Origin of the sequence: Sinorhizobium medicae, assembly GCF_007827695.1 — a bacterium.
GTDB classification, from domain to species: domain Bacteria; phylum Pseudomonadota; class Alphaproteobacteria; order Rhizobiales; family Rhizobiaceae; genus Sinorhizobium; species Sinorhizobium medicae.
This window is the reverse complement of record NZ_VITA01000019.1, coordinates 37,618-63,619: the sequence shown is the minus strand read 5'-3', so window position 1 is coordinate 63,619 and position 26,002 is coordinate 37,618. Positions and strand designations below refer to the sequence as shown.

Annotated in this window: 23 protein-coding genes and 2 pseudogenes; 2 read left to right on the top strand and 23 right to left on the bottom strand. The window is 60.9% G+C overall.

Going from position 1 to position 26,002, the window contains the following annotated elements; genetic code table 11:
• Positions 1–3: 3 nt before the first annotated feature.
• The 13 genes from nuoE to FB009_RS33340 form a co-directional block, all read right to left on the bottom strand.
• Positions 4–513, bottom strand: a complete 510-nt coding sequence (gene nuoE, locus FB009_RS25915) for an NADH-quinone oxidoreductase subunit NuoE (protein ID WP_024311968.1) — start codon at positions 511–513, stop codon at positions 4–6.
• An 18-nt stretch (positions 514–531) separates the two neighbouring features.
• Positions 532–1,746, bottom strand: a complete 1,215-nt coding sequence (nuoD, locus tag FB009_RS25910) for an NADH dehydrogenase (quinone) subunit D (RefSeq protein WP_101777766.1) — start codon at positions 1,744–1,746, stop codon at positions 532–534.
• A 17-nt stretch (positions 1,747–1,763) separates the two neighbouring features.
• On the bottom strand, positions 1,764–2,312 hold the full coding sequence (locus FB009_RS25905; RefSeq protein WP_101777765.1) for an NADH-quinone oxidoreductase subunit C: 549 nt from the start codon (positions 2,310–2,312) through the stop codon (positions 1,764–1,766).
• Positions 2,309–2,812, bottom strand: coding sequence for a NuoB/complex I 20 kDa subunit family protein (locus FB009_RS25900; RefSeq protein ID WP_011969259.1), 504 nt, complete (start codon positions 2,810–2,812; stop codon positions 2,309–2,311). Before FB009_RS25900 ends, FB009_RS25905 begins: the two co-directional genes overlap by 4 nt.
• Entirely contained in the window at positions 2,800–3,165 is a 366-nt protein-coding gene (locus tag FB009_RS25895) for an NADH-quinone oxidoreductase subunit A (RefSeq protein ID WP_011969260.1), read from the bottom strand. The genes FB009_RS25900 and FB009_RS25895 overlap by 13 nt, the downstream gene beginning before the upstream one ends.
• 215 nt (positions 3,166–3,380) lie before the next feature.
• On the bottom strand, positions 3,381–4,820 hold the full coding sequence (locus FB009_RS25890) for an NADH-quinone oxidoreductase subunit N (protein ID WP_101779221.1): 1,440 nt from the start codon (positions 4,818–4,820) through the stop codon (positions 3,381–3,383).
• Entirely contained in the window at positions 4,817–6,292 is a 1,476-nt protein-coding gene (locus tag FB009_RS25885; protein ID WP_101777763.1) for an NADH-quinone oxidoreductase subunit M, read from the bottom strand. Before FB009_RS25885 ends, FB009_RS25890 begins: the two co-directional genes overlap by 4 nt.
• Positions 6,293–6,299: 7 nt before the next feature.
• Positions 6,300–8,060, bottom strand: coding sequence for a Na(+)/H(+) antiporter subunit D (locus tag FB009_RS25880; RefSeq protein ID WP_101777762.1), 1,761 nt, complete (start codon positions 8,058–8,060; stop codon positions 6,300–6,302).
• Positions 8,053–8,307: a hypothetical protein gene (locus tag FB009_RS25875; protein ID WP_101777761.1), complete on the bottom strand. Its 255-nt coding sequence runs from the start codon at positions 8,305–8,307 to the stop codon at positions 8,053–8,055. The genes FB009_RS25880 and FB009_RS25875 overlap by 8 nt, the downstream gene beginning before the upstream one ends.
• A complete protein-coding gene (locus FB009_RS25870) occupies positions 8,304–9,767 on the bottom strand; it encodes a monovalent cation/H+ antiporter subunit D family protein (protein WP_011969265.1) in 1,464 nt (487 codons plus the stop codon). Before FB009_RS25870 ends, FB009_RS25875 begins: the two co-directional genes overlap by 4 nt.
• Positions 9,768–9,771: 4 nt before the next feature.
• Positions 9,772–10,074, bottom strand: a complete 303-nt coding sequence (nuoK, locus tag FB009_RS25865; protein ID WP_003526959.1) for an NADH-quinone oxidoreductase subunit NuoK — start codon at positions 10,072–10,074, stop codon at positions 9,772–9,774.
• Positions 10,074–10,574 carry an NADH-quinone oxidoreductase subunit J family protein gene (locus tag FB009_RS25860; RefSeq protein ID WP_011969267.1) on the bottom strand — a complete coding sequence of 167 codons (501 nt, stop codon included), beginning with the start codon at positions 10,572–10,574 and terminating at the stop codon, positions 10,074–10,076. The genes nuoK and FB009_RS25860 overlap by 1 nt, the downstream gene beginning before the upstream one ends.
• A 389-nt stretch (positions 10,575–10,963) precedes the next feature.
• Entirely contained in the window at positions 10,964–11,152 is a 189-nt protein-coding gene (locus tag FB009_RS33340; RefSeq protein ID WP_011969268.1) for a hypothetical protein, read from the bottom strand.
• A gap of 415 nt (positions 11,153–11,567) precedes the next feature.
• Here FB009_RS33340 and FB009_RS25850 point away from each other — a divergent pair.
• Positions 11,568–12,050: pseudogene (locus tag FB009_RS25850) on the top strand (ISNCY family transposase); the annotation flags it as partial.
• 441 nt (positions 12,051–12,491) lie between these two features.
• Here FB009_RS25850 and FB009_RS25840 read toward each other — a convergent pair.
• The 7 genes and pseudogenes from FB009_RS25840 to FB009_RS25810 all read right to left on the bottom strand — a co-directional run bounded on the left by FB009_RS25840 (position 12,492) and on the right by FB009_RS25810 (position 20,183).
• Positions 12,492–13,208, bottom strand: a complete 717-nt coding sequence (locus tag FB009_RS25840) for a class II aldolase/adducin family protein (RefSeq protein WP_028053705.1) — start codon at positions 13,206–13,208, stop codon at positions 12,492–12,494.
• Positions 13,201–14,669 (bottom strand): annotated as a pseudogene (locus FB009_RS25835) (FGGY family carbohydrate kinase). Before FB009_RS25835 ends, FB009_RS25840 begins: the two are co-directional and overlap by 8 nt.
• 46 nt (positions 14,670–14,715) lie before the next feature.
• Complete coding sequence (locus FB009_RS25830) at positions 14,716–15,564, bottom strand: sugar phosphate isomerase/epimerase family protein (protein ID WP_028053706.1); 849 nt, start codon at positions 15,562–15,564, stop codon at positions 14,716–14,718.
• Between the two features lie 2 nt (positions 15,565–15,566).
• Complete coding sequence (locus tag FB009_RS25825; protein WP_101804531.1) at positions 15,567–16,565, bottom strand: ABC transporter permease; 999 nt, start codon at positions 16,563–16,565, stop codon at positions 15,567–15,569.
• Positions 16,562–17,563, bottom strand: coding sequence for an ABC transporter permease (locus FB009_RS25820; protein WP_028053707.1), 1,002 nt, complete (start codon positions 17,561–17,563; stop codon positions 16,562–16,564). Before FB009_RS25820 ends, FB009_RS25825 begins: the two co-directional genes overlap by 4 nt.
• Positions 17,556–19,082: a sugar ABC transporter ATP-binding protein gene (locus tag FB009_RS25815; protein WP_101804532.1), complete on the bottom strand. Its 1,527-nt coding sequence runs from the start codon at positions 19,080–19,082 to the stop codon at positions 17,556–17,558. The genes FB009_RS25820 and FB009_RS25815 overlap by 8 nt, the downstream gene beginning before the upstream one ends.
• A 108-nt stretch (positions 19,083–19,190) precedes the next feature.
• Positions 19,191–20,183: an autoinducer 2 ABC transporter substrate-binding protein gene (locus FB009_RS25810; RefSeq protein ID WP_011969275.1), complete on the bottom strand. Its 993-nt coding sequence runs from the start codon at positions 20,181–20,183 to the stop codon at positions 19,191–19,193.
• 237 nt (positions 20,184–20,420) lie between these two features.
• Between FB009_RS25810 and FB009_RS25805 the strand changes: the two genes are divergently transcribed.
• Positions 20,421–21,488 carry a LacI family DNA-binding transcriptional regulator gene (locus FB009_RS25805; RefSeq protein WP_101804544.1) on the top strand — a complete coding sequence of 356 codons (1,068 nt, stop codon included), beginning with the start codon at positions 20,421–20,423 and terminating at the stop codon, positions 21,486–21,488.
• Positions 21,489–21,532: 44 nt separating this feature from the next.
• Here the strand turns inward: FB009_RS25805 and ngg are convergent, their stop codons facing one another.
• The 3 genes from ngg to FB009_RS25790 form a co-directional block, all read right to left on the bottom strand.
• Complete coding sequence (ngg, locus tag FB009_RS25800; protein ID WP_018011378.1) at positions 21,533–23,320, bottom strand: N-acetylglutaminylglutamine synthetase; 1,788 nt, start codon at positions 23,318–23,320, stop codon at positions 21,533–21,535.
• 1 nt (position 23,321) lies between these two features.
• Positions 23,322–25,097 carry an N-acetylglutaminylglutamine amidotransferase gene (locus FB009_RS25795; RefSeq protein WP_011969278.1) on the bottom strand — a complete coding sequence of 592 codons (1,776 nt, stop codon included), beginning with the start codon at positions 25,095–25,097 and terminating at the stop codon, positions 23,322–23,324.
• Between the two features lie 119 nt (positions 25,098–25,216).
• A complete protein-coding gene (locus FB009_RS25790) occupies positions 25,217–25,999 on the bottom strand; it encodes a FadR/GntR family transcriptional regulator (RefSeq protein ID WP_101804533.1) in 783 nt (260 codons plus the stop codon).
• Between the last annotated feature and the right edge of the window lie 3 nt (positions 26,000–26,002).

The following is a 26,002-nucleotide window of genomic DNA, read 5'->3' as shown; positions in this document are numbered from 1 at the left end:
GGCTTACTCTCCTGGCGACGGCGGATGAGCGCGCTCGACGCTCGCCACCCGCTCCGCCGCGCGAAAGCTCTCCAGCAGCGCATCGAGCCGCGCGTTATCAAGGTTGCCGTGGTAATCATCACCGACCTGCATCACCGGAGCCATTTCGCATGCCCCGAGGCATTCGACGGTCGAAAGCGTGAACACACCGTCCGCCGTGGTCTCGCCCTTCTTGATCCGCAACGTCGTTTCCAGATGCTTCAGCAGCGCCTCGGATCCGCACAGCATGCAGGAGACATTGTCACAGAGTTGCAGGTGGAACCTGCCGATCGGTTCGGTATGGAAGAGCGTGTAGAAGGTCACCAGTTCATAGACCCAAACGCGTTCGACGCCGAGGATCTCGGCGACGTCTTCGAGCACCGGGCCGGGCAGATGACCATGCTCCTTCTGCGCGATCATGAGCGCGGGCATGATCGCCGATCGCCGATCGGGATATCGTGCTGCCGCCGCCTCGATCTCTTCGCGCATCGTCATCGCGTCCAAACCTCCCTGCTACTTGTCCACCTCCGCCATCACCGGGTCGAGACTGCCGAGCACGGCGATCATATCGGCGAGGTAACGTGCATTGGTGACCCCGAAGAGCGCCTGGAGATTGACGAAGGACGGGGCCCTCACCTTCATGCGGAACGGCTTTGGCGATCCGTCGCTGATGATGTAGAAGCCGAGTTCCCCCTTGGGCGCCTCGATTACCGAATAGACTTCCCCCGCGGGTACGTCGAAGCCGTAGGCGGAGAGATCGAAATGCTGGATCAGTGCTTCCATCGAGCAATGCACGCGCTCTTTATCGACGGGGAAGGCGATCGTCGGAATATCGACCTGAAACGGCCCCTCCGGCATCTGCTCCATGCATTGTTCGATGAGGCGGATGCTCTCTCGCATCTCGTCGACCCGGCAAAGCCAGCGCGCATAGCAATCGCCCTCCTCGCGCGTGATGACGTCAAAATCGAGCCGGTCGTAGATTTCATAGGGTTCGTCGCGCCGGATGTCCCAGTCGACGCCGGAGGCACGCAGGTTCGGTCCGCTCAAGCCGAGGTCGACCGCGTCCGCCGCGGAGATCACGCCGATCCCCTGAGTACGGCTGAGAAACACCCGGTTATTCTCTATCAGGCGCTCATAGTCGCGGATCCTGTTCGGGAATATCTCGCAGAACTCCCGGATCTTCGGAAGGAACTCGTCGGGCAGGTCCTCGCGCACCCCGCCGACGCGGCAGTAGGACGTGTGCATGCGCGCACCGGTGATCATTTCCAGGAGGTCCATGATCATTTCGCGCTCTCGCATGGCGTAAAGCAGCGCGGTCATGGCGCCCAGGTCCATCGGCAGTGCGCCGGTGATCAGGAGATGGCCGGAAATCCTTGCGAGTTCGGCCATCATCACGCGGATGTATTGCGCCCGGATCGGGGCCTCTATGCCGAGCAGCTTTTCCACGGCGAGCGCGAAGGCCAGGTTGTTCGAAGGTGGACAGAGATAGTCGAGCCGGTCAGTCAGCGGGAAGATTTGCGTATAGGTGAAGCTCTCCGCCAGCTTTTCGGTGCCACGGTGCAGATAGCCGATATGGGGGTCGATGCGCTCAACATATTCGCCGTCGAGTTGCAGCACGAGCCGCAGAACCCCATGGGTGCTCGGGTGTTGCGGACCGAGATTGAGAAGCACCTCCTTGGTATTGAGCGCTTCGCCTTCCGGCCTCATGAGCTCGGTGACTTCGGTCATCTCAAACTCTCCGGCGTCTAATGGCCTCCTTGGGGTATATCTCTAGTGGCGAGGTCCGGCTGCGTTGGCGGCGGACCCTCGGCTCCAAAGGGGTTCAGCTTGTCCTTGTAGCCCCTCAAGGGGAAATCCTTCCGCTGCGGAAAGCCCTCAAAACCATCCCACATGTAGATCCGGCGCAGATCCGGATGCCCTTCGAAGCGGATGCCGTACATGTCCCAGGCCTCGCGCTCATGCCAATTGGCGGTTCGCCAGACTCCCGTGACAGAGGGAACATGCGGTGGGTCGCCGAGCCGGCACTTGATGCGAACGCGCCATTTGTTATTCAGCGAATAGAGGTGGTAAACCGTCTCGAAGCGCGGCAAGTCGGGATAATGATCGACGCCGCAGATGTCAGAGAGAAAACTGAACTGAAGCGCCGGATGTTCTTTCAGGAACCGACAGAACTCGACGATCTGCTCCGGTGGGACGGCAAAGGCATGAATGCCGTGCGCAGCGCCGAGACCCTCGACTGCTCCTACGAAGCTCCCGATGATCGATAGAAGATCGACAGGCCGCTCCCCGGTCATGACGCTACAACCCGCCCCAGGGGCGTCCCGGTGAGTGCGCGGGATGTCTTGATCTTCTCCTGAAGCAGGAGAAAGCCATGCATCAGCGCCTCCGGCCTCGGCGGACAGCCGGGCACATGCACGTCGACGGGGACGAAGGTTTCCGATCCCTGCACCACGGCATAGGTGTTGTAAACTCCACCCGAAATCGCGCAGGTCCCCATCGCAATCACCCAGCGCGGCTCCGGCATCTGGTCGTAAAGCCGGCGCACGACGGGCGCGAATTTGCGCGTGACAGTGCCGGCAATGATCATCACATCGGACTGCCGCGGAGAAGGCCGGAACACCACGCCGAACCGGTCCAGGTCGTAGCGCGCGCAGCCGGCCGAGATCATTTCGATGGCGCAGCAGGCAATGCCGAAGGTTTCGGGCCACAAGGCCGACCTCCGGCTCCAACTGATGATGCTTTCGGCCGTGGTGAACAGTACGCTGTCGCGGATCGCATCGTTTACTCCTGCCATTCCAGCGCCCCCTTCAGCCAGGCATAGGCGAAGCCCACAAGAAGCAGCAACATGAAGACGAACATCTCGATATAGCCGACGATGCCGATCTCCTTCAGGACGACCGCCCAGGGAAAGAGGAACATCGCTTCGACATCGAAGATCACGAGGAGGATGGCGAGGATAAAAAACGGAACCCGGAAGCGGCCACCTGCGGCCTCACCCGCCGCTTCCATACCGCATTCATAAGGGGCGTTCTTCTCGGGATAGGGATTGGACGGACGCAGCAGCGAGGAGACGAAAAGCGTTGCCGCCGCCACCAGGACTATCCCGGCGACCATGAACAGAACAGGCAGGAACTCCATTGCCGTCATAACGTCTGGCCTTGGTCAACCACGCTCGGCCGCGATCAACCCCCTTTGCGACCAGGAAGCCGGCGCTCGCCGGCGGACCCTGGCAATCCATTTTACCTGGCACGAGTCTATTCCGTCGAGCCGGTCAATGCAAATCCAATTGATTAGTAATATCTGATACGAGTCGGACTGCCTGCAGCAATTTGGCGTCGAGGGTACAGCAGCGAAAACACGCCTTACCCTCCAAAAGCCGCCTGTTGAACTAGCCTCAAGAACCACGCCGGAAACAGGCCAATGCCGATGGTGCCGACGGCGGTGAAGGCGAGCGTGGCGCGGACGAGCGGCGTCAGCGCAGGGTCAAACGTCCTTTCCGGCTCGCGCATGTAGATCACCATCACGATGCGGATATAGAAGTAGGCGGCGATGACGCTGAGCAGGGCTGCGATCACCGCTAGCGCGACAAAACCGCGCTCGACCAGCGCGACCAGCACATAGAACTTGGCGAAGAACCCGGCTGTCGGCGGAATGCCGGCGAGCGAGAAGAGATAGAGGAGCATAAGAAGCGCGAGCCCGGGATGGAACTTGGCGAAACCTGCGTAGTCATCGATGACTTCGCCGGAAAAATCTCCGTTCCGCATCATGATCACGGCGCCGAAAATGCCGAGATTCATGAAAGCGTAGATGAGCAGATAGAGCATCACGCTGGCGATCCCGTCCTGACCGCCGGCCACCACGCCGAAAATAGCGAACCCAGCATGCGCGATGCTGGAATAGGCGAGCAGGCGCTTGAAATTATCCTGCACCAGCGCCACGAAACTGCCGAGCGCCATCGTTGCCACCGCAATGGCCGCGACGATGATCCAGGCGTTCGAGGCTTCGACGAGCGGATTAAGAAACACCCTGAGGATCACCGCAAACCCGGCCGCCTTGGGTGCGACCGACATGAACGCAGTGATCGTCGTCGGCGCGCCTTCATAGACGTCGGGCACCCACATATGGAACGGCACGGCGCCGATCTTGAAGACGAGCCCCGCAACGATGAAAACGACCGCCAGCAGCAGGGCGGGATCGAGCGGACCGCCGCTCACCGCCTCAGCCATCCTGTCCAGTTGGGTCGTACCGGTGAGCCCGTAGATGAGCGAGACGCCATAAAGGAAAATCGCTGTCGAGACCGCGCCGAGGATCACATATTTCAAAGCCGCCTCGTTCGATCGCCGTTCTTTGCGCAGGAAGCCCGTCAGCACATAGGTGCAGAGCACCATCAGCTCGAGGCCCACATAGATCGACAGGAGGTCGATCGCCGAGGCCATGATCATCATTCCAAGAAGAGCGAAGAGCAGCAGAACATAATATTCGCTCCTGCCGATTCCCTCTATCTCGGCGTACTTACGCGACAGAAAGAAGGTCAGGACAGTCGCCAGATAAAACACCAACTTGAAGAAGACGGCGAAGCTGTCGGAAATGAACATGCCTGCATAGGCTGGCCGTATCTCGCCTGCCAGCATGAGCGTGGCCACCGCGGCGAGGAGCACGATCGCGACTGAGGCCCACAGGAGCAGTTCATCCCGTCCCTTGCGCACAAGCTCTCCAACAATCAGCAGGATGCAGGCACCGGTGACCACGATGATCTCGGGGACGCTCGCCAGGACCCATTGGAGAAGGGCGACAGCAGTCATTCACCGATCCCTTCACCGTGTACCTGCACCAGTAGATTTCGCACAGACGCATCGATGATCCCGAGGAACGGTCGCGGATAGAGCCCGACCCAAAGCACGAAGATCGCGAGCGGCAGGATGGCAGCCATCTCGCGGCCGTTCACGTCGTGTATCTTATGCTTGGCACTCACACTCGGCGGACCAAGCGCCACCTTCCCGTACATGCCGAGCAGGTAGGCAGCACTTAGCAACGCACCCACTACGGCCGCGGTGCCCGCGGCGAGGTTTGCCGCAAACCCACCCGACAGCACCAGCAGTTCGCCTACGAAAGCGTTCGTCCCCGGCAGCGCCATCGAAGACAGGGTGAAGAGCGCAAGAAAGGCGGTATAGATGGGCGCCGCCTTCATCAGCCCGCCGTAATTCGCGATGCTGCGGGTATGCGTGCGCTCGTAGATCAGGCCCACGAACAGGAACAATGCGCCCGTCGTTATCCCGTGGTTGAACATCTGCAGGATGCTGCCCTCGAGCCCGCGCAGATTCAGCGCGAAAATCCCGAGCGTCACAAATCCCATATGGCTGATGCTGGAATAGGCCACCAGCTTTTTCAGGTCGTCCTGGGCCAACGCCAGCAAGCCGCCATAAACGATTGCAAGAGCCGAAAGTAAGAGCATAAGCGTTGAATAATAGAGAGATGCTTCCGGCAGCATCGGCAGCGAGAAGCGCAGGAAGCCGTAAGCACCCATCTTCAGGAGCACGCCGGCGAGAATGATGCTGCCAGCCGTCGGCGCCTGGACATGTGCGTCCGGCAGCCACGTGTGCACCGGCACCATTGGCACCTTGACAGCGAAAGCCACCAGGAAAGCGAAGAATAGCCAGGACTGGACGCCGAAGGGCAGATCCTGCGCCGTCAGGGCGAGTATGTCGAAGGTCTCGCCCCCCTGGAAATAGAGCACGATGACGCCGATCAGGAAGAGGATGCTGCCGGCCAGCGTATAGAGGAAGAACTTGAACGCAGCATAGACCCGGCCTTCGCCGCCCCAGACGCCGATGATCAGATACATGGGTATCAGCATCGCCTCCCAGAAGACGTAGAACAGGAACAGATCGAGCGCGCAAAAGACACCCAGCATCAGCGCCTGCATGACCAGCAAACTGACCATGAACTCCTTCACCTTGCGGTCGATCGCCACCCAGGAAGCGAGCACGGAGATCAAGCCCAACAGCGCCGTCAGGAACAGGAAGAGCGCGCTGATGCCGTCGACGCCGAGCGCATAAGTGATCCCGAGCGCGGCCACCCAGGGACGGCTCTCGACGAACTGCATTTCGTGGGTCGTCGTGTCGAAGCCGGCCAGCATCACGATGCAGAGAGCGAGATCGACAATACCGAAACCGAGCGCCGTCCACCGTACTGCATCGTCACTGCGCATGAACACCAGAACTGCCGCCCCGGCGACGGGCACGAAGACGATGAGGCTCAGCAATGGGATCGACATCGTGCCCCTACCTCCACACCACCGCGAAGACGAGGATAGCCGCGATTAGACCGGCGATCATCGCCAGCACGTAGTGGGTGACGACGCCGGTCTGCAAGCGTCGCAGTACGCCGCCACCGTCAAGGATCGATCGGGCGACACCATTCACCACGCCATCCACGCCATTGAGATCAAGCCGCATCCCCGTGCGCGCCGAGCCGTGCAGGAAGGGAAGCACCGCAGTCTCCGATACGTCGCTGACCGCCTTCTCATACCGCGCCAATGGCCTTTCTGCGAACCACATGAAGGCGCGGGCGCCCTTGCGGTAGAACCAGTCGGTGTCGAGGCTGATCGTGCTCTCGGGATCGAGCGCCCGAAGGAAGATCACAAAGCCCAAAGCCGTAAACATCAGGATCCCGAGGCTCTCGCTCACATGGACGCCGGTATAAGGCTCGAAATCGACAGGATAGGGAAGAAGCGCGTAGAGCGGCCCGGGGAAGATGCCAATGGCAATGCAGAGCGCCGCCGCCACACCCATCGCGACCAGCATGTTGCCGGGCGGCTCCCGTGCCTGCAGCCCCCGATCGGTACCGAAAAACATGTAATAGGGGAGCTTGAGCCCAGTATGCAGGAACGTCCCGGACGACGCCATCGTCAGCGCCAACATGACCAGCGCGCGGTGATCCTGCGCTGCTGCGGCTATCACCATCGATTTGCTGACAAAACCCGAGAAGAACGGGAATGCCGAGATCGCAAGGGCCCCGGCCATATAGAACGCTACCGTCAGCGGCATTGCCTTGTAAAGCCCGCCAAGCTCGGAGAGCTTGCGCCGGCCGGTGACATAGATCACCGCCCCGGCACCCATGAACAGGAGCCCCTTGTAAAGGATGTGCGCGAAGGCGTGACTGGTGGCTCCGTTCACCGCCAGCTCGGTGCCGATGCCGATGCCCGCGACCATGTAGCCCACCTGACTGACGATATGATAGGCAAGAAGGCGGCGGCAGTCGTTTTCCAGCACCGCATAAATGACGCCATAGAGCGCCATCACCGTGCCGAGCCAGACCAGCAGTTCGATACCCGGAAACGCCCGCGCCAGCACGTAGACGGCGGTTTTGGTCGTGAAGGCACTCATGAACACCGCGCCGGTGACGGTCGCCTCCGGGTAGGCATCGGTCAGCCAGGCATTGAGTGGGGGCACCGCCGCGTTGAGCAAGAATCCGGCCAGAATGAGGTAGGCACCCGCGTCCAAAGCGCCCTCGACCGGACCGAAGAGCAGTGAGCCAGCGGCCGCCCCATGGAGCAGAATGCCACCGAGCAGGACGACGCCGCCAGTGACGTGGACCATGAGATACCGAAAAGCAGCGCGGATCGCCTGTCCCGTTCCTTGAGCGAAGACCAGATATGCCGACGCGAATGCCATGCCCTCCCAGAACAGATAGAGGGTCAGATAGTCACCCGCGAACACCACCCCGAGCGCACTGCCGACATAGACGAAGGCGGCTACATGCTCGCCGGCGCCGGAAAGGTGCAATGCATAGACCGTGCCGATCAGCGCCATGATGGTGAAGACGGTAGCGAAGACGATGCTAAGCTTGTCGACCTTCGCAATCAGAATTTCCTGACCGAGGAACTGCGTCTCGCCATAACTGCCGGGCTCTATGGCCATGACGGCGACGATCGCCAGCACAGGGATCAACACGAGATAGGATTTACGCACCAGTCCGGTGAAGAACGGGATCGGCAGAGCGCCTAGAATGAAGATCAGGGCCGGATGGACGAAATCAGTCATAATAATCCTCGCGCCGCATCAGCCCGGCGCGATGGCCGAGAAACTTGGAAACGAAGATGAGCAGCACGCAAGAGCCGAAGCCGTACGCCGCCGACCAGCCCGGCAGGCGCTCCCACAGGTATTCGGCATGGTCGCGAGCAACCAGGAAGTCGGCGACGATAATCAGAACGAGCACCAGATAGAACAGCCGCCGGCGCGGCCTCGCATATTGCTCGTCACCAAAGAAACCGACGACAGGCTTGATCATTGGATCACTCCGTCCGCGAGGGTGAGGAAATAGTAGGGGAAGATGCCCATCAGTACTGACAGGATCGCGGTCGCAACCAGCGGGATCGCAACAAGCGGGATTTCGCGGACCGGCGCCTGGCTCTCTTTGGTCTCCGCCTCGAAAAAGGCGGTGTAGCTGACCGGCAGAAAATAGGCGGCGTTGAGGACCGAACTCGCGAGCAGCACTGCCAGGAAAGCCATCTGCCCGGCCTCTACCGAGCCCTCCGCCAGATACCACTTGCTGACGAAACCTGCCGTCGGCGGGATGCCGATCATGCTCAGCGACGCGACGAAGAATGCCCCCATCGTCCAGGGAAGCCTGCGGCCGATGCCCGCCATGTCGCTGATGTTGCGTTTTCCGGACGCGCAATAGATCGACCCCGCGCAGAAAAAGAGCGTGATCTTTGAGAACGCATGCGCGGCGATGTGGATGATCCCGCCAACCATGGCCAGCGGCGATAGGAGTACCGCGCCCAACACGATGTAGGAGAGCTGGCTGACGGTCGAATAGGCGAGCCTCGCCTTCAGGTCGTCGCGCGTCAGCGCATAGATCGATGCCATCAGGATGGTGAACGAGACCAAATAGGCCGTGGCGACCCCGAGGCCCAGTTCTCCGACCATGCTGACGCCAAAAACATGAAAAATCACCCGCAGCACGCAGAAGACGCCCATTTTGACGACCGCCACGGCATGCAAGAGTGCGCTGACCGGCGTCGGCGCCACCATTGCGGCGGGCAGCCAGGCATGCATCGGCATCACCGCCGCCTTGGCGAAGCCAAACAGATAGCAGAAATAGACGACCGCGAGCAGCGTTGCCGAGGCATTGGCACCGGCCAGTAACCCGCCCGTCACGAAGTCGAGCGACCCGGCGATGTGATAGGTCAGCGCCAAGGCAGCGAGAAGCACGCTTTTCGAAGCGCCCATCAGATAGACGAGATACTTGCGGCTGCCGCGCCATCCTTCTTCGTCCTCGTGGTGGTAGACGAGCGGATAGGTGACGAGGCTCAGCACCTCGTAGAAGATGACCAGCGTGAACAGATTTGCGGCGAAGGCGCCGCCCACTGCGGCCGCGAGGCTGGTGGCGAAGCAGGCGAAAAAGCGGGTCTGCGCGTGCTCGTGCAAATGCCGCATATAACCGATGGAATAGACCGCGGCCACGATCCACAGAAGCGAAGAGACAGTGGCGAAAACCATGCCGAGCGCATCTGCGCGGAAACCGAAGTCGATCCCCGGCAGGACCTCGAACAGGCGCAGTTCGACGGTGCCGCCGGCCAGCACCGTCGGCGCCATGGAGACGACGATCGCAAACATGGCGACCGCGGCAATCGGCGATACCGCGTCGCGGAGTTTCTCGCGCTTGTTGAGAAAGAGAATGGCAAGGGCCGCCAGTCCGGCGACGGCGACGGCAAGCAGCGGCCGGGTCGAGATCACCGGGTCCAAGCCGCTATCCTTTCATGATGGTGACGTCGTCTACCTTGAGGGTGGACTTGTTTCTCACCAGCGCGACCAATATGCCGAGGGCCACGGCAACCTCCGCCGCGGTGATCGCGATGACGAAGATCGCAAAGATCTGTCCGCGGAAGTCGTCGTAGTACTGCCCGAAGGCGATGAAATTGATGTTGACCGAATTGAGCAGAAGCTCCAGCGACATCAGCACTATCAGAATATTGCGCCTCAGCAGGACGCCCCCGGCTCCTATCACGAATAGGGCCACTCCGAGCAGGATCGACCACCAGAGCGGGACCATCAGCCAGGCTCCTTCCGCGCCAGCACGATGGCGCCGACGAGAGCCGCCAGCAGGATGACGGAGGCGATTTCAAACGGCAGGAGATAGTCCGAGAAGAGCGTCTTGCTGAGATCTCTGATCGCATCACCACCGCGCTCGGCTACGGGGGGCGATTCGATGAAGCGATCGCTCCAGAGCACCAGCACGACCATCTCGGTACCGAGCAGCAGGAGCAGCGCGAGCGCCGGCAGGTTGCCGCCGGGCATGAAGCGCTGCAGCACCGCTTCGCGCACGTCGACCATCATAATCACGAATAGGAAAAGGACCATGATCGCGCCGACATAGACGAAAATCTGGATGACAGCGAGCAGCGGTGCACCGAGCATAACGAAAATTGCGGAAATCTGCAGGAAGCACGCCATCAACGCCAATGCGCTGTGAACCGGATTGCGCGCCAGGACCAGCGTCAGGGCCGTGACCACGGACACCGTAGCGAACAGAAGAAAGAACCCCTGATGCATCGACGCCGACCTTTCGCCCACGAACTCTCGGCGCAGGACGGCCGGAGTCGAGATAGCGCCGCACTCGCAAATTGTGCCCTAGTATCGGTTTTTTCACAAGATTATTGTCGCTCGGCGGGGATCAGTGGTCAGAGCAGCAGGGGAGCACTGCCGCGAAAGGTCTCGCCGGGATCCCAATCTCGCTGCTACATCGATGACATCACAGCCTATCCGCAGGCGGCACTTGAGGCATCGGCGTTTGCCTTAACACTGCCGCTCCGGGTCAATCGCGGAGTATCCGTATGAAAGACATGTGACTCGGCCACAGAGCCGGGTCTGTTTTCTGGATGAGCAGCTTAAATTGCGACCAACCCCGTCAGCGACGAACGCGGGATCCCTGTCGCTAAACCCTAGTATCTCCACTTCGGAGTGCGTTTGGCATTATGCTGCAGCTCGGAGGCTGTGGCGAACCGGCCGAATAGCCGACGAAGTCGGATCTCTTCTTTGTCACCCAATTGATGTAGTTGGCAAAATTCGCGGACGTTCCAAATCTTGGTAACGGTGTGCTTCGAAAGCTTTTCGGCTTCGACATGCTCCATCTTGCTCCTCCCAGGCAGTAGACGGCCAGACTATGCTACTAAAGGCTAATTAAGCAAGGAATAATATAAGTATTACTTATTGTGGCAACTATCGGATTGCCACGCTGTTTTGCCTATCTTTCCACTATGCTGACTCTAAGAAAGAATGGTTGACCTGTCCCGACCAATCCCGCGTCCGGCCAAGGACGCGAACTTCTGCGACCGCCTAGCCGGCGGGCGCATTTTCATGAGACCAAGCTTGAGGTGTTCGATAGGAGCCGGAAAGATCCAGCCAAAGCAGCAGCCACGACGGGAAGTTGCCCCAAAGCAGACCATTCAGATCGCCCCCGCGATCTGTTGACGCAACCGCGCGCTCTCGGAAGTCAGCCCTCGTCGCATTGAGCAGTCTCGAACGGGAGATCCGTGTTTCGCGGACAGGCCGCTAAATCTGGCGTCGGATCGGCTCAACGAGATCCTGTGCAAGCGTGAGCAGCGCCATGTCGGCGCGCAACTGACGTTTTCGTTCGAGCGCCAGCGGATCAGGCTTGAGGAGACCGAGGTGCCGTGCGGTTTGGCTGGTCGCTATGCCGAGACCTATGCCAATGCCGATGGTTGCTTTGATGTGCGCTGGAAGGGGTATTGGGTGTTCGATAAGGACCAGCGGGTGACGCATGCGGCGACCACCGAGAACAAGCGGCTTTCCGATGTGCTGGTCTACATCAAGGAACGCCAGGACGAGCGGCCGGCGCCGAAGGTGAAGACCAACAGCGAGAAGATTGGCTACAAACCGCGGGGCAGCAAGCCGGGCAAGCGGACGAATTTCATGAACGATCCGGCGGGCGACGGCAGACAGGCCAATCCCTCTGTCGGGAACGCCGCCGCTTCAAGAATACTGTCCTCCAATGCCGTTCTTAAGTAAGAGAAAACGTCCGTCGCGCCGCCGCTTCAAGAATACTGTCCTCCAATGCCGTTCTTAAGTAAGAGAAAACGTCCGTCGCGCCGACGTGCATCAGAATACCTGTATCAACGGCTCTCACGATGGCCTCGCCATCGATGAACCCGAATATCTTTTCCGTTCCGCTATCCACGGTCGATACGCAAAACTAGGCGACCCGGAGGGAAACAATCTCAATGATGTTCCTTAAACCTGCCAGGAAGACGCAGCACTCGGCAATGTGCTCGTACACGAGCGCTCCTTATGGCCTGCAATTGTAAGCTGACAGCCTTGGTTTACCGGCAGGCATTATTCGGCGGATGTTTCTTTGAGCACGTCTTGGATTGCGCTGCCCACCGCGCGGATATCATCTTCCGTCCGGCCGTGGGGCAAAGCCGCAACCCTGCCCTCCCCCGTGCAGAACCGCTACACACTCTTGCCGGAATTGCCCAAGGCATCGCGCGGGCGTGCTACGTCGTTCACGCCTTCGGCGTCGGGCGCCTGGCCATAGCTCATGCGTCGCATCTGGGCGATTACGCGCTCCATCTCGTCGTCGGGCAGCACGGGCGGCTCGCCAAGGGTGAGGGCCTGGACATAGATCCGCGACAGTGTCTCGACTTCGATCGCAAGCCACAGGGCCTGTTCCAGCGTCTTGCCGAGCGAGATCTGTCCGTGTTGACCGAGCAGGCAAGCCAGGCGGTCCTTGAGCGCGACAAGCGCGTTGTCGGAGAGCGCCTGGGTGCCGAAGGTGGCGTATTCGGCGCAGCGTATCGTCGTGCCGCCGGCAATTCCCGTCATGTAGTGAAAGCTCGGGATGGTCTTGTGGTGGCACGCAAGCGTCGTCGCATAGATCGAATGGCAATGCAGGACCACGTCTATATCGGTGCGCGCGCGCAGAATGTCGCGATGGAAGCGCCATTCCGATGACGGCCGATGGCCCACATAGGTGCCGTCGAAGGCCATCTCCACCAGGTCTTCCGGTTGCATCGTCTCATAGGGCATGGATGAGGGCGTGATGAGGAAGCCGTCATCGGTCCGGAGCGAGAGATTGCCGGCCGTACCCTGGTTGATGCCACTCGAATTCATCCGCCGGCAGATGTCCACCATCTCTCGCCGAAGTGCCAGCTTGTCCGTTTCAGCCATGTAGATTTCCTTTCATGTTCCGGAATTGGTCTCTGTTGCCGTTGTCCGGGCAACCGCGCGCCAGTCGGCGGCGTAGCGTAAAAGTTCGGGTTCAAGCCTTCCGAAACGGGTCGGTTCACTCAGTGTCAGCGGCGCCGGCCCTTTGCGCGTCTCGTGGCCGGCGAGCAGCGCCGCACCGGCGGCAACGCCGTAAGCATCGAGGTTGAAGCACACCTTGCGGTCAGGCAGCAGTGCCGCCACGACGCCCGCATAGAGTGGATCGCGCAGGAAGCTGCCGTCGAGCACGACGAGGCGATCTGCAGAAAGCGTCTCGATGCATTCCACCGTTAGCAGGGCGCAATAAAGAAGTGCCAGGGTCTTGCGCTCCATCGCCGACTTGGGTTCCGGCCCGAGGATGCGCCCACTTCCGGCGCTGCCGGGAAAAAGGCCGTCGTCGTCGCCGAAAGAGGGAGCAGCGATCGTCCGCTGCGCAAGGAGACGCACAAGGACCTCGGGAGGGGCGTTGTCTGTCGGCGGGTCGACCCCGGCGATATGGGAGAATTCCCGGCCGCCCATCGTCAGAATACCGCCGAGGCGATTTCCGAAGAGGTCGCTGTTCAGGGTCATGCCGCGATGCTCGTCGAGGCGGTCGATCGGCGTCGACCGGGAAAATCCGACGATCCAGGTTCCCGTCGAGATGACCGTGAAATCCTGCAGGCCGGCGGCGTGATAACGATAATGATTGAGGCTGCTGTCATGGCCTCCCGCCAGGACGCGCATTTCTGCTGGAAGCCCGTACCGCTTGACGAGTTCCGGCCGGATCGGCCCAAGCGTCTGCCAGGCTTTCGCGAAGGGCGGCATCAACCGCTCCCAGCCGCGGGCCCCAACAATGGGCGCCCAACGCCTTTCCGCAACATTCCAGAGATGCGATTGGGCGCCGAGGAAGCTCGCCTCCGACGCAGCAATACCGGAAAGCCGCCAGGCCCAATATTGCGGTAAGCCGAGAAACCAGCGGGCTTTTCCGAAAGCATCCGGCTGCCGCGCTTCCATCCAGTAGAGCTGACGGGCCTGATGCGTCGCTCCATGCATGGTCGCACTGCCGCGATCGAGAAAGGAGCCGGCGAGCGGGGTATAGCCATCGAGGATATCGGGCGGCAAAGACTGCTCGTAGTCGATCATCGGAAGCGTGGCGCCATCGCCGGCATCCGGATCCGTGCCCGTCAGAACGCCGCCCGAGCCGTGTCCTGCAGTAACAATGGCGCTGAGATCGTGGCGCCTCGACAAAGCCGCCAGAGTTTCGAAAACCCATTGGCTCAGGGCCGTAACGTCATGGTGGCGCCAGGGCGGCCCGGGGAGAACGGGATTGGGGACGCTCAGCGTCTCGACGGCCGCGCCGTCGGCTGTGAACGCGCTCAGCTTGACATTCGTCTTGCCGACATCGAGGACGGCGACCGCAGCCGCTCCGCTGCCACTATCGTTCATCGCATCCACGTCCTCTTTTCCCTGCCCGCCCGGCGCCGCAACCTCCTCAAATCAGGCCGTATTGCGTAGCCTTGTTGCGCAGGAACGGCAGGCCGTTGCCCATCACCTCTTCCTCGTCCTTCGCGACGGGGCGCCAGACGGCGAGACCATAGGCGACTTCCGGCGGCATGTTGATGAAGCTTTCCATAGCAAGGCCGCCCTTGAAGCCGATCGCCGCAAGGGTCGAAAAAATCTCGTCCCAGCCGCAGGTGCCGTAGCCCGGCGTGCCGCGGTCGCTTTCGGAAAGATGGATGTATTTCAGATGTTCGCGGGCATCGAGGATGCCCTTGCCGATGCCTTTTTCCTCAATGTTCATGTGATATGTGTCGAGGTGCACGAACACGTTATCGGCTCCAACCCGCTCTATCATCTTAACCGCCTGCCAGCCGGTATTGATCAGGTGGTTCTCGTAACGATTGACGGCTTCGACACCAAGCTCGATGCCGCGTGACTTGGCGTGTTTGGCCGCGGCCTGCAGCACGCGGGCGATGTTGTCGTATTCCTCGACCGTCGGCGGCACGCCCGTGCGCTCGCCGATACCGCCATAGATCACGCCGGACAGCGCTTCCCCACCGAGATCCGCCGTCTTGTCGATCGCGATCTTCAGATGGTCGATCGCCGCGTCGGGACGCACCGAGGCCCAGGCCGGTTCCGGCAGGCCCAGCGAGCAGACCGCGCGCAGACGATGCTTCTCCAGCAGGGCACGGGTATGTTCCGTATCGACGGCAGGCGGATTGAGCATGGGAATTTCGATGAAATCGACCTTGTATTTGACAGCGGCCGCTACCGCCCTCTCAGCTCCGGGGCGGTCCCAGTTCATTGTCCACATGCTCGTATGGACGCCAAAACCCTGCATGGTCATGATCCTCTTCTGACAATTGAAAATTTGATCTTGGAAGCGACCCAACGCAGGATCATCACGCCGACAAGAAGTATCCCCCACACGGCAGTCGCGAGATGCTGGTTGGCTCCGATGAGATTGAGCCCTGACGAGAGAAGCTGCAGCACCACCAGCGCCACGAAGACGGGGATGACCCGGCCGAATCCGCCGAACGGATTGACGCCGCCGAGAAAGCACGCAAGCACGGTGATCAGCAGATAGGACTCGCCATGGCCGACGCGAACTGAATTGAACCGCGCCAGCATGATGATGCCGGCGATCGCGCACATTATGCCGGAGAGGGTGTAGACGAGCACGATTTCCTTGCGCGTATTGATACCCGAATAGCGCGTCGCCTCGAGATTCGAGCCGATCATATAGGTGTTGAAGCCGAGCTTGGTGCGGCCCAGAAGCAGGTGCCAGGCGAGCACGCAAACGATAAAGACGATGAGCGGCACGGGGATTCCGGCGACCGAGCCATGACCGATCACTCCCACGAAAGACGGGAACCCGGAGATGTCGCCGCCCCGCGTCAGGAATTCGCCAAGTCCGCGCAGGAAAATCATCATCGACAGGGAGACGAGGATCGGATGCGCGCGCGTGAAGGCTATCACCAGGCCCATGACGACGCCGCTTGCTGCACCGACCATCACGGCAAGAAGTGAGCCGACGAGAAAGATGCCGAAGCCGGCGTCGACGCCGCCGTTCGCCTTCAGGACCCAGGCAAGGGTCAGACCGGCCAGATTGGCCGTAAATGTAATTGCGAGATTGAGGCCGCCGGTCAGGATCGGCAGCAGCATGGCAAGTGTCAGGAGGCCGAGCTCCGGCAGTTGGAAGGCGACGGAGCCGAAGGTCGCGGAGCTCAGGAATTGCGGAGAGGCAAATCCAAAAACGACGAAGACAGCGACGAAGGCAAGTCCCGGGCCTGCCATTTCCGGTCCAAGCGTGGCCTTGATCCTTTCGAAAACAGCGGTCATCGTCGCGTCCCCTTCCAACCGGCAAAAGGCAGCAGGCGCTCGAGCCGTGTGTTCGACAGCGTGATGGCGATCAGGATGATGGCGCCGATAATCATCTTGAAGGCGAAGGGCGACACACCCATCAGGTTGAGACCGTTCTGGGTGATCGAGATCAAGAGTACACCGAGTACGCAGCCGAGCACGGTGCCCTTGCCGCCGCCGAGGCGCGCGCCGCCAAGCACGACTGCTGCAAGCACGTCGAGCTCGCGGCCATAAAGCGCGTTCGGCACGACTTCCTGCGCATAATGCGCCTGGACGAGACCACCGATGCCCGCCATCAGGCCTAACCAGCCGAATGCAATGAATTGCATGGCGCCGATGTTGATGCCGAAGCGCCGGGCGCCTTCCGGATTGTCGCCGAAAGCAAAGAGCTGGCGGCCGATCGTGGTGCGCGTGATCAGGGTCCATGTCGCGACGACGCAGATGATCATCACGAGAACCGGAAGCGTGATTTCGATCCAGGTCCCGTCGGGCATTTCGCGCTCGAAGAGTATCACGCGATCGGTCAGCCAATCGGGCAAGTCGTAGATCGACACGCCGCGCGTAAAGAACATCAGCAACCCGAAATAGATGTTGAAGGTGGCGATCGTGGCGACGATCGAAATGATCCGGAAGCGGTGTATCAGGAGAGCGTTGACGCAGCCAAGCAGCACACCCAGCGAAGCGGCTATCACAAAGCCGGAGAGCCAACCGCCGCCGCCGATCCAACCCAGCGCGATCGCCGTGCCGTATTGGACGACGGAAGCGGCAACTGCAAAGGAGATGTCGATCCCGCCTGCGATCAGCACCACGAGCAGACCGACTGCGAAAATGATGTTGACGGAGCTGATATTCAGGAGATCGAAGGCGTTGCCGAGCGAGAAGAAATTCGCGGTCGCGAAAGACAGTACGGCACTGATGACGACGATCACCCCCAACAGCGAAATTTCGGTGGCATGCGTGCGGATCAGGCTATGCATAGACGGCCGCCTCTATCTCTTCCAACCGCGTCTGGTGGGGATCATAGATGCCGACGATGCGGCCCTGGGCCATGTGCAGCACCCGGTCGGCATTGAAGTAGACTTCCGGCACTTCGTCCGAGATCAGAATAATCGCAAGCCCGCTCTCAGCGAGCTTGGCGACGATGTCGAAGATACCGGCACGCGCCCCGACATCGACCCCGACCGTGGGGGAGTCGAGGATCAAAAGCTTGGGATCGGTGGCCAGCCATTTGGCGATCGCCACCCGCTGCTGGTTGCCGCCGGAAAGCGTCGATATCGCGTCGGCCTGATGGCCGATCTTGACGCCGAGATCGGCGATCCAGCGGGCGACGAGGCTGCGTTTACGGTCATCGGAGAGAAGGCCGCCGGAGAGAATCTTGTGAAGCGATGCGATCACGAGATTGTCGGCGATCGACTGCGGCTGAATGAGCCCGAGCGATAATCGGTCCTCCGACAGATAGGCGACGCCGGCCTTGATCGCATCGCGGTTCGAAGCGAAGCGAGCCTCCCGGCCATCGATGCTGAACGTCCCAGATGTAGGCTTCAGCATGCCGAAAAGCGCGAGCGCCAATTCGCTCCGCCCGGCCCCCAGGAGACCGGTTATCCCCACCGTCTCACCACGGCGGACGGTCAGTGAAACATCTTCGAACTGGCCCGGACTGCCAAGACCGCGAACGTCGAGCACGACCGGCTGGTCGTCCTTCGCGCGTGCGCGCACGTGCTGATCGAAGGTCTTGCCGGTCATGAGTTCAGTGATTTTCGACTGCGTCATGCCGTCGGCGGGATACACGCCGACAAGCGCACCGTCGCGCAGAACGGTGATCCGGCTCGAAATCTCAAGAACCTCCGCCAGACGATGGCTGACGAAGACAACCGCAACGCCGGAGGCCGACAGGCCGCGAACGATCTCGAGGAGATAATCCGTCTCCGACTGCGTCAGCGACGCCGTCGGCTCATCCATGAAGACAACTTTCGCCTCACCGACGAGCGCTCGGGCGATCGCCACGATCTGACGCTGGGCGATCGCATATTCCTTGAGCGGCAGATCCACATCGAGCGTGATGCCGAGCCGGCTCAGCGCTTCGATCGCAATCTGGCGCATGCGGCTGTAATCGACCAGCCGCGGACGGCCAAGGACTTCGTGGAACGCTATGTTCTCCGCGACGCTCATTTCCGGGAAAAGTGCAAGGTCCTGCCAGATGACCTGAATGCCGCGCTCTTGCGCGGTGACCGGCGACATATGCGGATAGACATCACCGTCATATTCGATGATCGCCCCTTCCGCTGGCCGATAGACGCCCGTGATCACCTTGATCAGCGTGCTCTTGCCGGAGCCGTTCTCACCGGCGAGGCAATGCACCTCGCCTGGTCGGACCTCGAAGGTCACATTCTTAAGCGCCTTGACGCCGCCGAAGGTCATATTGATGTTTCGGAGAGACAGAAGCGGCTGGTCCGTACGTGCCGCGCTTGCCGACTGATGCATGCTACCGTGGCCCATCGATGGTGTTTCCTGGGGATCTGCCAGGCCGGCCGAAGCCGGCCCAGCAGCCGGGAGAACCCGTTGGTGGGGCGGGAACCACTTGGCCCCCGCCCGACTTCTGTCCGTTCAGAGACCCATTGCGGCGAGGTCGGCGACCGTCTCCTTGTTGATCGGCACGAGCTGGTCGACGATGATGTTGCGGTTTTCGAAGTCGGGGTGGATCACGCCGAGACCTTCGATTTCGTCACCATCCTTGATCTCCTCGCCCTTCATGAGCTTGTCGGCGAGCGTCACGAAGACTTCGCCGGCCTGCTTGGGATTCCACATAAAGCCGCCGGAAATCGCATCGGCCTTGATGAGCTTCTGGCCCTGCCCGGGCGAGAAGGGCCCGAGGACGAAGATTTCACCAGTCTTACGGCGCTCTTCAATAGCGCGGCCGGCGCCGATCGGGCCCTGGCTTCCGAAGGCTAGAAAGCCCTTGAGGTTCGGATGAGCGGAGATCAGGTCGAGCGCCGTCGACCGGCTCTTGTCGGCATCCTCTGCGACGCCGTAGCGATCGCCGACGAGTGTCATTTCGGAGTGGTTTTTCTTGATGTATTCGATCGCCGCATCGGCCCAGGCATTGTGGAGCGGCACCGTCAGCGACCCGACGAAAACCGCATACTCGCCCTTGCCGCCCATTTTCTCCGCAAGCAGTTTGGCATGCGCCTCGCCGAAGCCGGTCGCTGATGCAAGTTCGAAGTCCCAATCCGCGCCCTTCTGGCTTGGCGACTCATGGGTGATGACGATAATGCCCTTTTCCTTTGCCTTGGTAAGAACCGGCTCTAGCACCTTCGCGTCGTTGGGGACGACGCCGATGACCTTGACGTTCTGGGCGATCAGGTCTTCGATCGCGCGAACCTGCAGTGCCGGGTCGGCGCTGGTCGGCCCGACCATGAAAGCGTCGACACCGAGTTTTTCGCCCCGCTCCTTGATTCCCGCCTCCATTGCGTTGAACCACGGTATGCCGCCGATCTTGACGACGATGCCGACCTTGCCGGAATCCTGCGCCGCGGCTGTATAGGCACCGGCAAGCGAAAGCGATGCCGCCAGAGCGGCAGCAAGAATTTTCCTGATCATATCTCTCCTCCACATGTTCCCGAAGGGAACGCTCCCGGCGCTTCCACGCCGCCTCCAGCTTCATCTTCTTGGACGGAAAGGAATATCCCCGCCGCTGACGGCCGCCTCCTCAGACGGCACCAACAATCGCACAATCGATATCTCTTTTTTTTGCACAATCGATGGTGCAATGACTATCATGCAGACTTAGTCTTTCGTCAAGCCGAAATCGGCACTAAGGGATCGCAGGAGGCTCGCATGACGAACGGTGGCAGGAAAAAGGCTACAATCTATGATCTCTCGGTGCTATCCGGGAGTTCGCCTTCGACGGTAAGTGCGGTACTGAACGGCACGTGGCGCAAGCGGCGGATAAGGGAAAGCACCGCAGAGCTCATCCGGAGCCTTGCCGAAACGCATCAGTACACTGCAAATCGTCAGGCGCGGGGCTTGCGCAGCTCCCGTTCCGGCCTGGTAGGGCTGCTCCTGCCCGTTCACGACAACCGCTATTTTTCTTCGCTTGCCCAGACCTTCGAAGCGCATGTGCGAAGCAAGGGTCAGTGTCCAATTGTCGTCAGCGCCAGCCGCGACCCGGAAGAGGAACGCAGGACGGCCGAAACGCTGATCTCCTATTCCATCGACGAATTGTTCATATGCGGCGCGACGGATCCCGACGGCGTTCACGAGGTCTGCGAAGCGGCAGGGCTGAAGCACATCAACATCGATCTGCCGGGGACGAAGGTCCCATCCGTCATCAGCGACAATTTCGAAGGCGGCCGTATTCTGACCGAAGCAATCATCCGCCACTTCCCTGCCGACCGGCCGCTCGCGCCCGAGGATCTCTATTTGTTCGGTGGTCGTGATGATCATGCCACCCGCGAGCGCATCCGCGGCTTTCGTGCCGCAAAGAAGGAGTTGCTCGGGGGCGATCCGGATGAATGCGTATGGCCCACCGGTTATGCGGCAGACAATGCGCGGAAGGCCTTCGATGCCTTTTACGAACAGCGGGGGAAACTTCCGCGCGGGTTCTTCGTCAATTCCTCGATCAATCTAGAGGGACTGCTGCGTTTCATGGCCGAGCATCCGCTCGAGAATTTCAAGGATCTCGTCGTCGGCTGCTACGACTACGATCCATTCGCATCCTTCCTCCCCTTCCCCGTCATCATGATAAGACAAGATGTCGAGGGAATGATCGCCAGGGCCTTTGAGGTGATCGAGGGGCCGCGGGCGTCGGTCCAGATTCATTTGGTGAAACCGAGGCTCGTGCCCCCGAGAACGGCGCTGACCGGCCCCCTCGACGCGCTAATCGACAGCGACATGCCGCGGTAAAGCCGGACGGCGACCGCCCCTCGCCACCTATCAGGTTCCGACGGTCAGACTGCGGTGCGGCTGCCGGGAAACAGCAGTTCGATGAAGCTTGCAGCCGTCGGCTGAGGCTCATGATTTGCCAGGCCCGGACGCTCGTTGGCCTCGATGAAGACGTAGTCGGCCAGCGCGGGATCGCGCACCATCAGGTCGATGCCGACGACCGGGATGTTGATAGCGCGCGCTGCACGGCAGGCGGCATCGACAAGATCAGGATGCACTGTATCCGTCACGTCATGGATCGAGCCGCCGGTATGGAGATTGGCAGCCTTGCGCACGGTGATCTCCATGCCCTCATCCAGCACCGTGTCGAGATCGAGACCCTGTTCCGCGAGGCAGCGGTCCGTTTCCGCATCGAGCGGAATCCGGCTCTCTCCACCGGTTGCCGCCTCGCGGCGCCGCGACTGTTTCTCGATAAGTGAGGCGATCCTGCTGCGGCCGTCGCCGATAATGCGTGGCGGCAAACGAATAGCGGCGGCAACAAGCGTATAGTCTATGATGACGAGGCGCAGGTCCTGCCCCTCGAAACAGGCTTCGAGCAACACCCGGTCGCAGACCTGACGAGCCGAGGCGATCGCCTCCTCCAGCGCGTCCGCCGCCGTGATGCCCACAGAGATGCCCCGGCCCTGCTCACCGCGCGCCGGCTTGATCACCAGCTTGCCGTGCTTTTCGAGAAAGGCCTGAATGGCTTGGTGGTCCTCGCCCACCTCCATCTGGTCCGGAACGACAAGTCCCGCCGCGGAAACCATGCGGCGCGTTATCGCCTTGTCGTCGCAGATCGACATCGCAACGCCGGATGTCAGTTCGGAAAGGCTCTCGCGGCAATGGATCGAGCGGCCGCCATGGGAGAGGCGGAAAAAGCCGCCTTCCGCATCGGTAATATCGACGTGGATCCCGCGCCTTGTCGCTTCATCCACGATCAGCCGCGCATAGGGATTGAGCGCATCGTAGGATTGATGCGGCATGGCGAAGAACTTCTCGTTGATGGCATTCTTCCGCTTGATGGCGAAAAGCGGCATGCGCCGGAAATTCAACTTCTCGTAGAGCCCGATCGCCAGCGTATTGTCGTGCATGACGGACAGGTCGACATAGGAGAGGCCGCGTGCTTGAAAATGCTCGGCAAGTTTGCGGACCAGATGCTCGCCGATGCCGGGCTGACGCGCCTGCGGATGCACCGCCAGACACCACAGCGAAGCACCGCGATCCGGATCGTTGAACAGCCTCTGGTGGTCGATTCCCGTGACCGTGCCGACGATTTCGCCGCTGGCGTCGTCCTGCGCCACGAAATAGGTCAGCGACCGTTCGTCCCTTTCGGACGAGAAGAAATCAGATCGGATCTGAACCATGCCGCAGGCCGCATAGACCCTGTTAATGCCTTCGCCGTCGGCTTCGGACGAGAGCCTGCGAATCGTGATCCCCCGTGTGCGGCGCGTGTTCGCACGATAGGTCCACAGGTCGAGCCTGTAAGTGTGCGACGGGTCGAGGAAAATCTCCTGCGGAGCTCGCGACAGAAGCACATGCGGATCCCGAACATAAAAGGCTATATCGCGGCTGGAAGGCGCCTCCTCGCGCAGTTCGGACAAGAGCTTATCGTCGTCGGAAAAAGTCTGCGCAAACAGCAGCCTGCCCCAACCGCAATCCAGAACGACGTCCTGCTTTGTCGCTTCCGAGGCGCGCGGCCCATCCGGTTCGCGCCCCGGTTGGGCATGCTTGCGCAGCCGGTTCAAACGGTGCGTGACGGCTTTGGTGCCCTTGCTGCGCTGACGCGGCGATGCGATCTCTCGCGTCTTCTTCATGCTACACCCCCTGCGCTTCGAGCCACATTTCAAGCAGTCCCACCTGCCACAGCTCGGAGCCGCGCAGCGGTGTGATGTGATCAGACGGCTGCTCGAACAGGCGGTCGAGATAGGTGTCGCGGAAGAGGCCCCGCTCACGCGCCCTCTGCGAGTTCAGCGTATCGCGGATCAGGTCGAGATATGGACCCGCAATGTATTTGAGCTGCGGCACCGGAAAATAGCCCTTCTTGCGGTCGATCACCTCGCTCGGAACGATCTTGCGGGCCACGTCCTTGAGGATGCCCTTGCCACCGTCGCGCAGCTTCTCCTCCGGCGGAATACGCGCGGCGAGCTCGACCAGCTCGTGATCGAGGAAAGGCACCCGCGCTTCTAGGCCCCAGGCCATCGTCATGTTGTCGACGCGCTTTACGGGATCGTCGACGAGCATGACATTGCTGTCGAGCCGGAGCGCCTGATCGACCGGCGTGTCGGCGCCGTCGCGCAGCAGATGCTCGTTGAGCAACGCGCCGCTCACATCGTGATCGGCAAGCCACAGGTCCGACAGCTGTGTGGCCAATACCGCATGGGAACGGTCGCGAAACGCCTTGCCGTAATCTCCAACGACGTCGTTCGAGTTCATCAGTGGCGGATACCAGTGATAGCCGCCGAAAACCTCGTCCGCTCCCTGGCCGGACTGCACCACCTTCACGTGTTTGGAGACCTCCTTCGACAGCAGATAGAAGCCGACATTGTCGTAGGAAACCATAGGCTCAGACATAGCGGTTATGGTGCCGGGCAAGGCGCCCATCAAATCGGCGGACGGAACGAAGATCTTGCGGTGGTCCGTACCGAAATGCTCGGCAATCAGGTCCGAATAGACGAACTCGTCGCCCTTTTCGCCGTTAGCCTCTTCGAAGCCGACGGAGAAGCTCATCAGGCCGCGCTGACCCGCTTCAGCAAGAAGTCCGACGATCAGACTGGAATCAACCCCGCCGGAAAGCAGCACCCCGACCGGCACGTCCGCGATCATGCGCCGCTTCACGGCAATGCGCAGCGCATCCAGAAGCCGCTCCTGCCATTCCTCACGGGTTATGGCTGCGTCGCCCGCCTGCCGGCGATAGGGCGGATCCCAATAACGCCGGTCCTTGAAGCTGCCGCCGCGTTCATAAACGCGAAGGGTCGCCGGAGGAAGCTTGCGGACGCCGTTCAGGATCGTACGGGGGGGCGGCACCACCGCGTGAAAGGTCATGTAGTTGTGGAGCGCCGCCACATCGATCGAGGTGTCGACACCACCCGCCTTGACGAGTGCAGGCAAGGAGGAAGCAAAGCGCAGCGCACCCTCGACTTCGGCGATATAGAGCGGCTTGATGCCGAAACGGTCGCGCGCCATGACAACGCGGCCGCTGTCACGCTCGTGAATGACGAAGGCAAACATGCCGTGGAACCGGGAGACGCATTCCTCGCCCCAGGCATGCCATGCCTTCAGGATGACCTCGGTATCGCCGGAGGAAAAGAACTTGTAGCCTTTCTCCTCGAGCTCCGACCTCAGCTCGCGGAAATTGTAGATGCAACCGTTGAAGACGAGCGATAGGCCGAGTTCGGGGTCGATCATCGGCTGCTGCGACTTGTCGGAGAGGTCGAGGATGCGCAAACGCCGATGTCCCAGCCCGACATTTCCTCGCACTACGACGCCCGACCCGTCCGGTCCGCGCGGCGCCAGGACGTCCGACATGATCGATACTGCCTTAACCGACGGCGAACCGCCATCGAACCTGATTTCTCCACAAATTCCACACATAAACCGGGTCGAAACCTCCATTGTTGGTACGAGATGTAACGTCGGGCGAAAACGTCTTCCGTCCCGACGTCGTGATGAAAACTCAATGCCCGACTACGTCGACGGTTCCGCGACAGGCGTCACCCGGTCGCGGCTTCGCGCTCGAGCATGTAGCTCTCGGCAAAGGCCATATGCTCGGTGGCGATCGCACGGGCATCGTCCGACCGTCCGTCCTGCAGGGCGGCCATGAGCCGGTACTGGAAGGACAGCCCCTTCTCGCGCGAAAGCGGTGTCGGGTCGGCATAGATCGAGCGCGCGGCCGGGAGCTCGCGCAACAGGTTGTGCATGAGCCCGCAGACAAAGCCGAGAAGCGGGTTCGGACAGAGCTGCGCCAGCATCGAATGAAAATCGAGTTCGGCGATGCGCTGTCGATATTGCTCTTCCAGATCGGCGGGCGGATGATCGTAAATGCGGATCGTGTTTTCGAGCGCGGCCAGTTCTTCTCGCCTCATCCTGCCGGCCAACACGCCGGCAACCTCCGGCTCCAGCACCTTGCGGATCGCGTATATGTCGCGAATGCTCGGCTGATCGAAGAAGAAATGGGTCGACAGGAGCTCCATGGCATGGCGCGCCGAGGGCTTGGCCACAAAGGCGCCGCCACCCGGGCCGCTGCGCGTGAAGACGAGGCCCTGGGTCTCGAGGGCTTTCATCGCCTCGCGCACAGTGCCCTTGGCCGCCTTGAAGGTGTCGATCAGATCCCGCTCCTGCGGCAGGCGATCGCCTGGCGCCAGACCTTCCGAGCGGATGTAATCCTTGATGCGATCGGCAATCGCCTCCGGCCTGCGCTTCGTACGCTCGGCCGGAACAAAGAGCCGGTGGCCGTCTCCACCTGTTTCCTTCTTCATTTCGATAACGACTGTCATGAA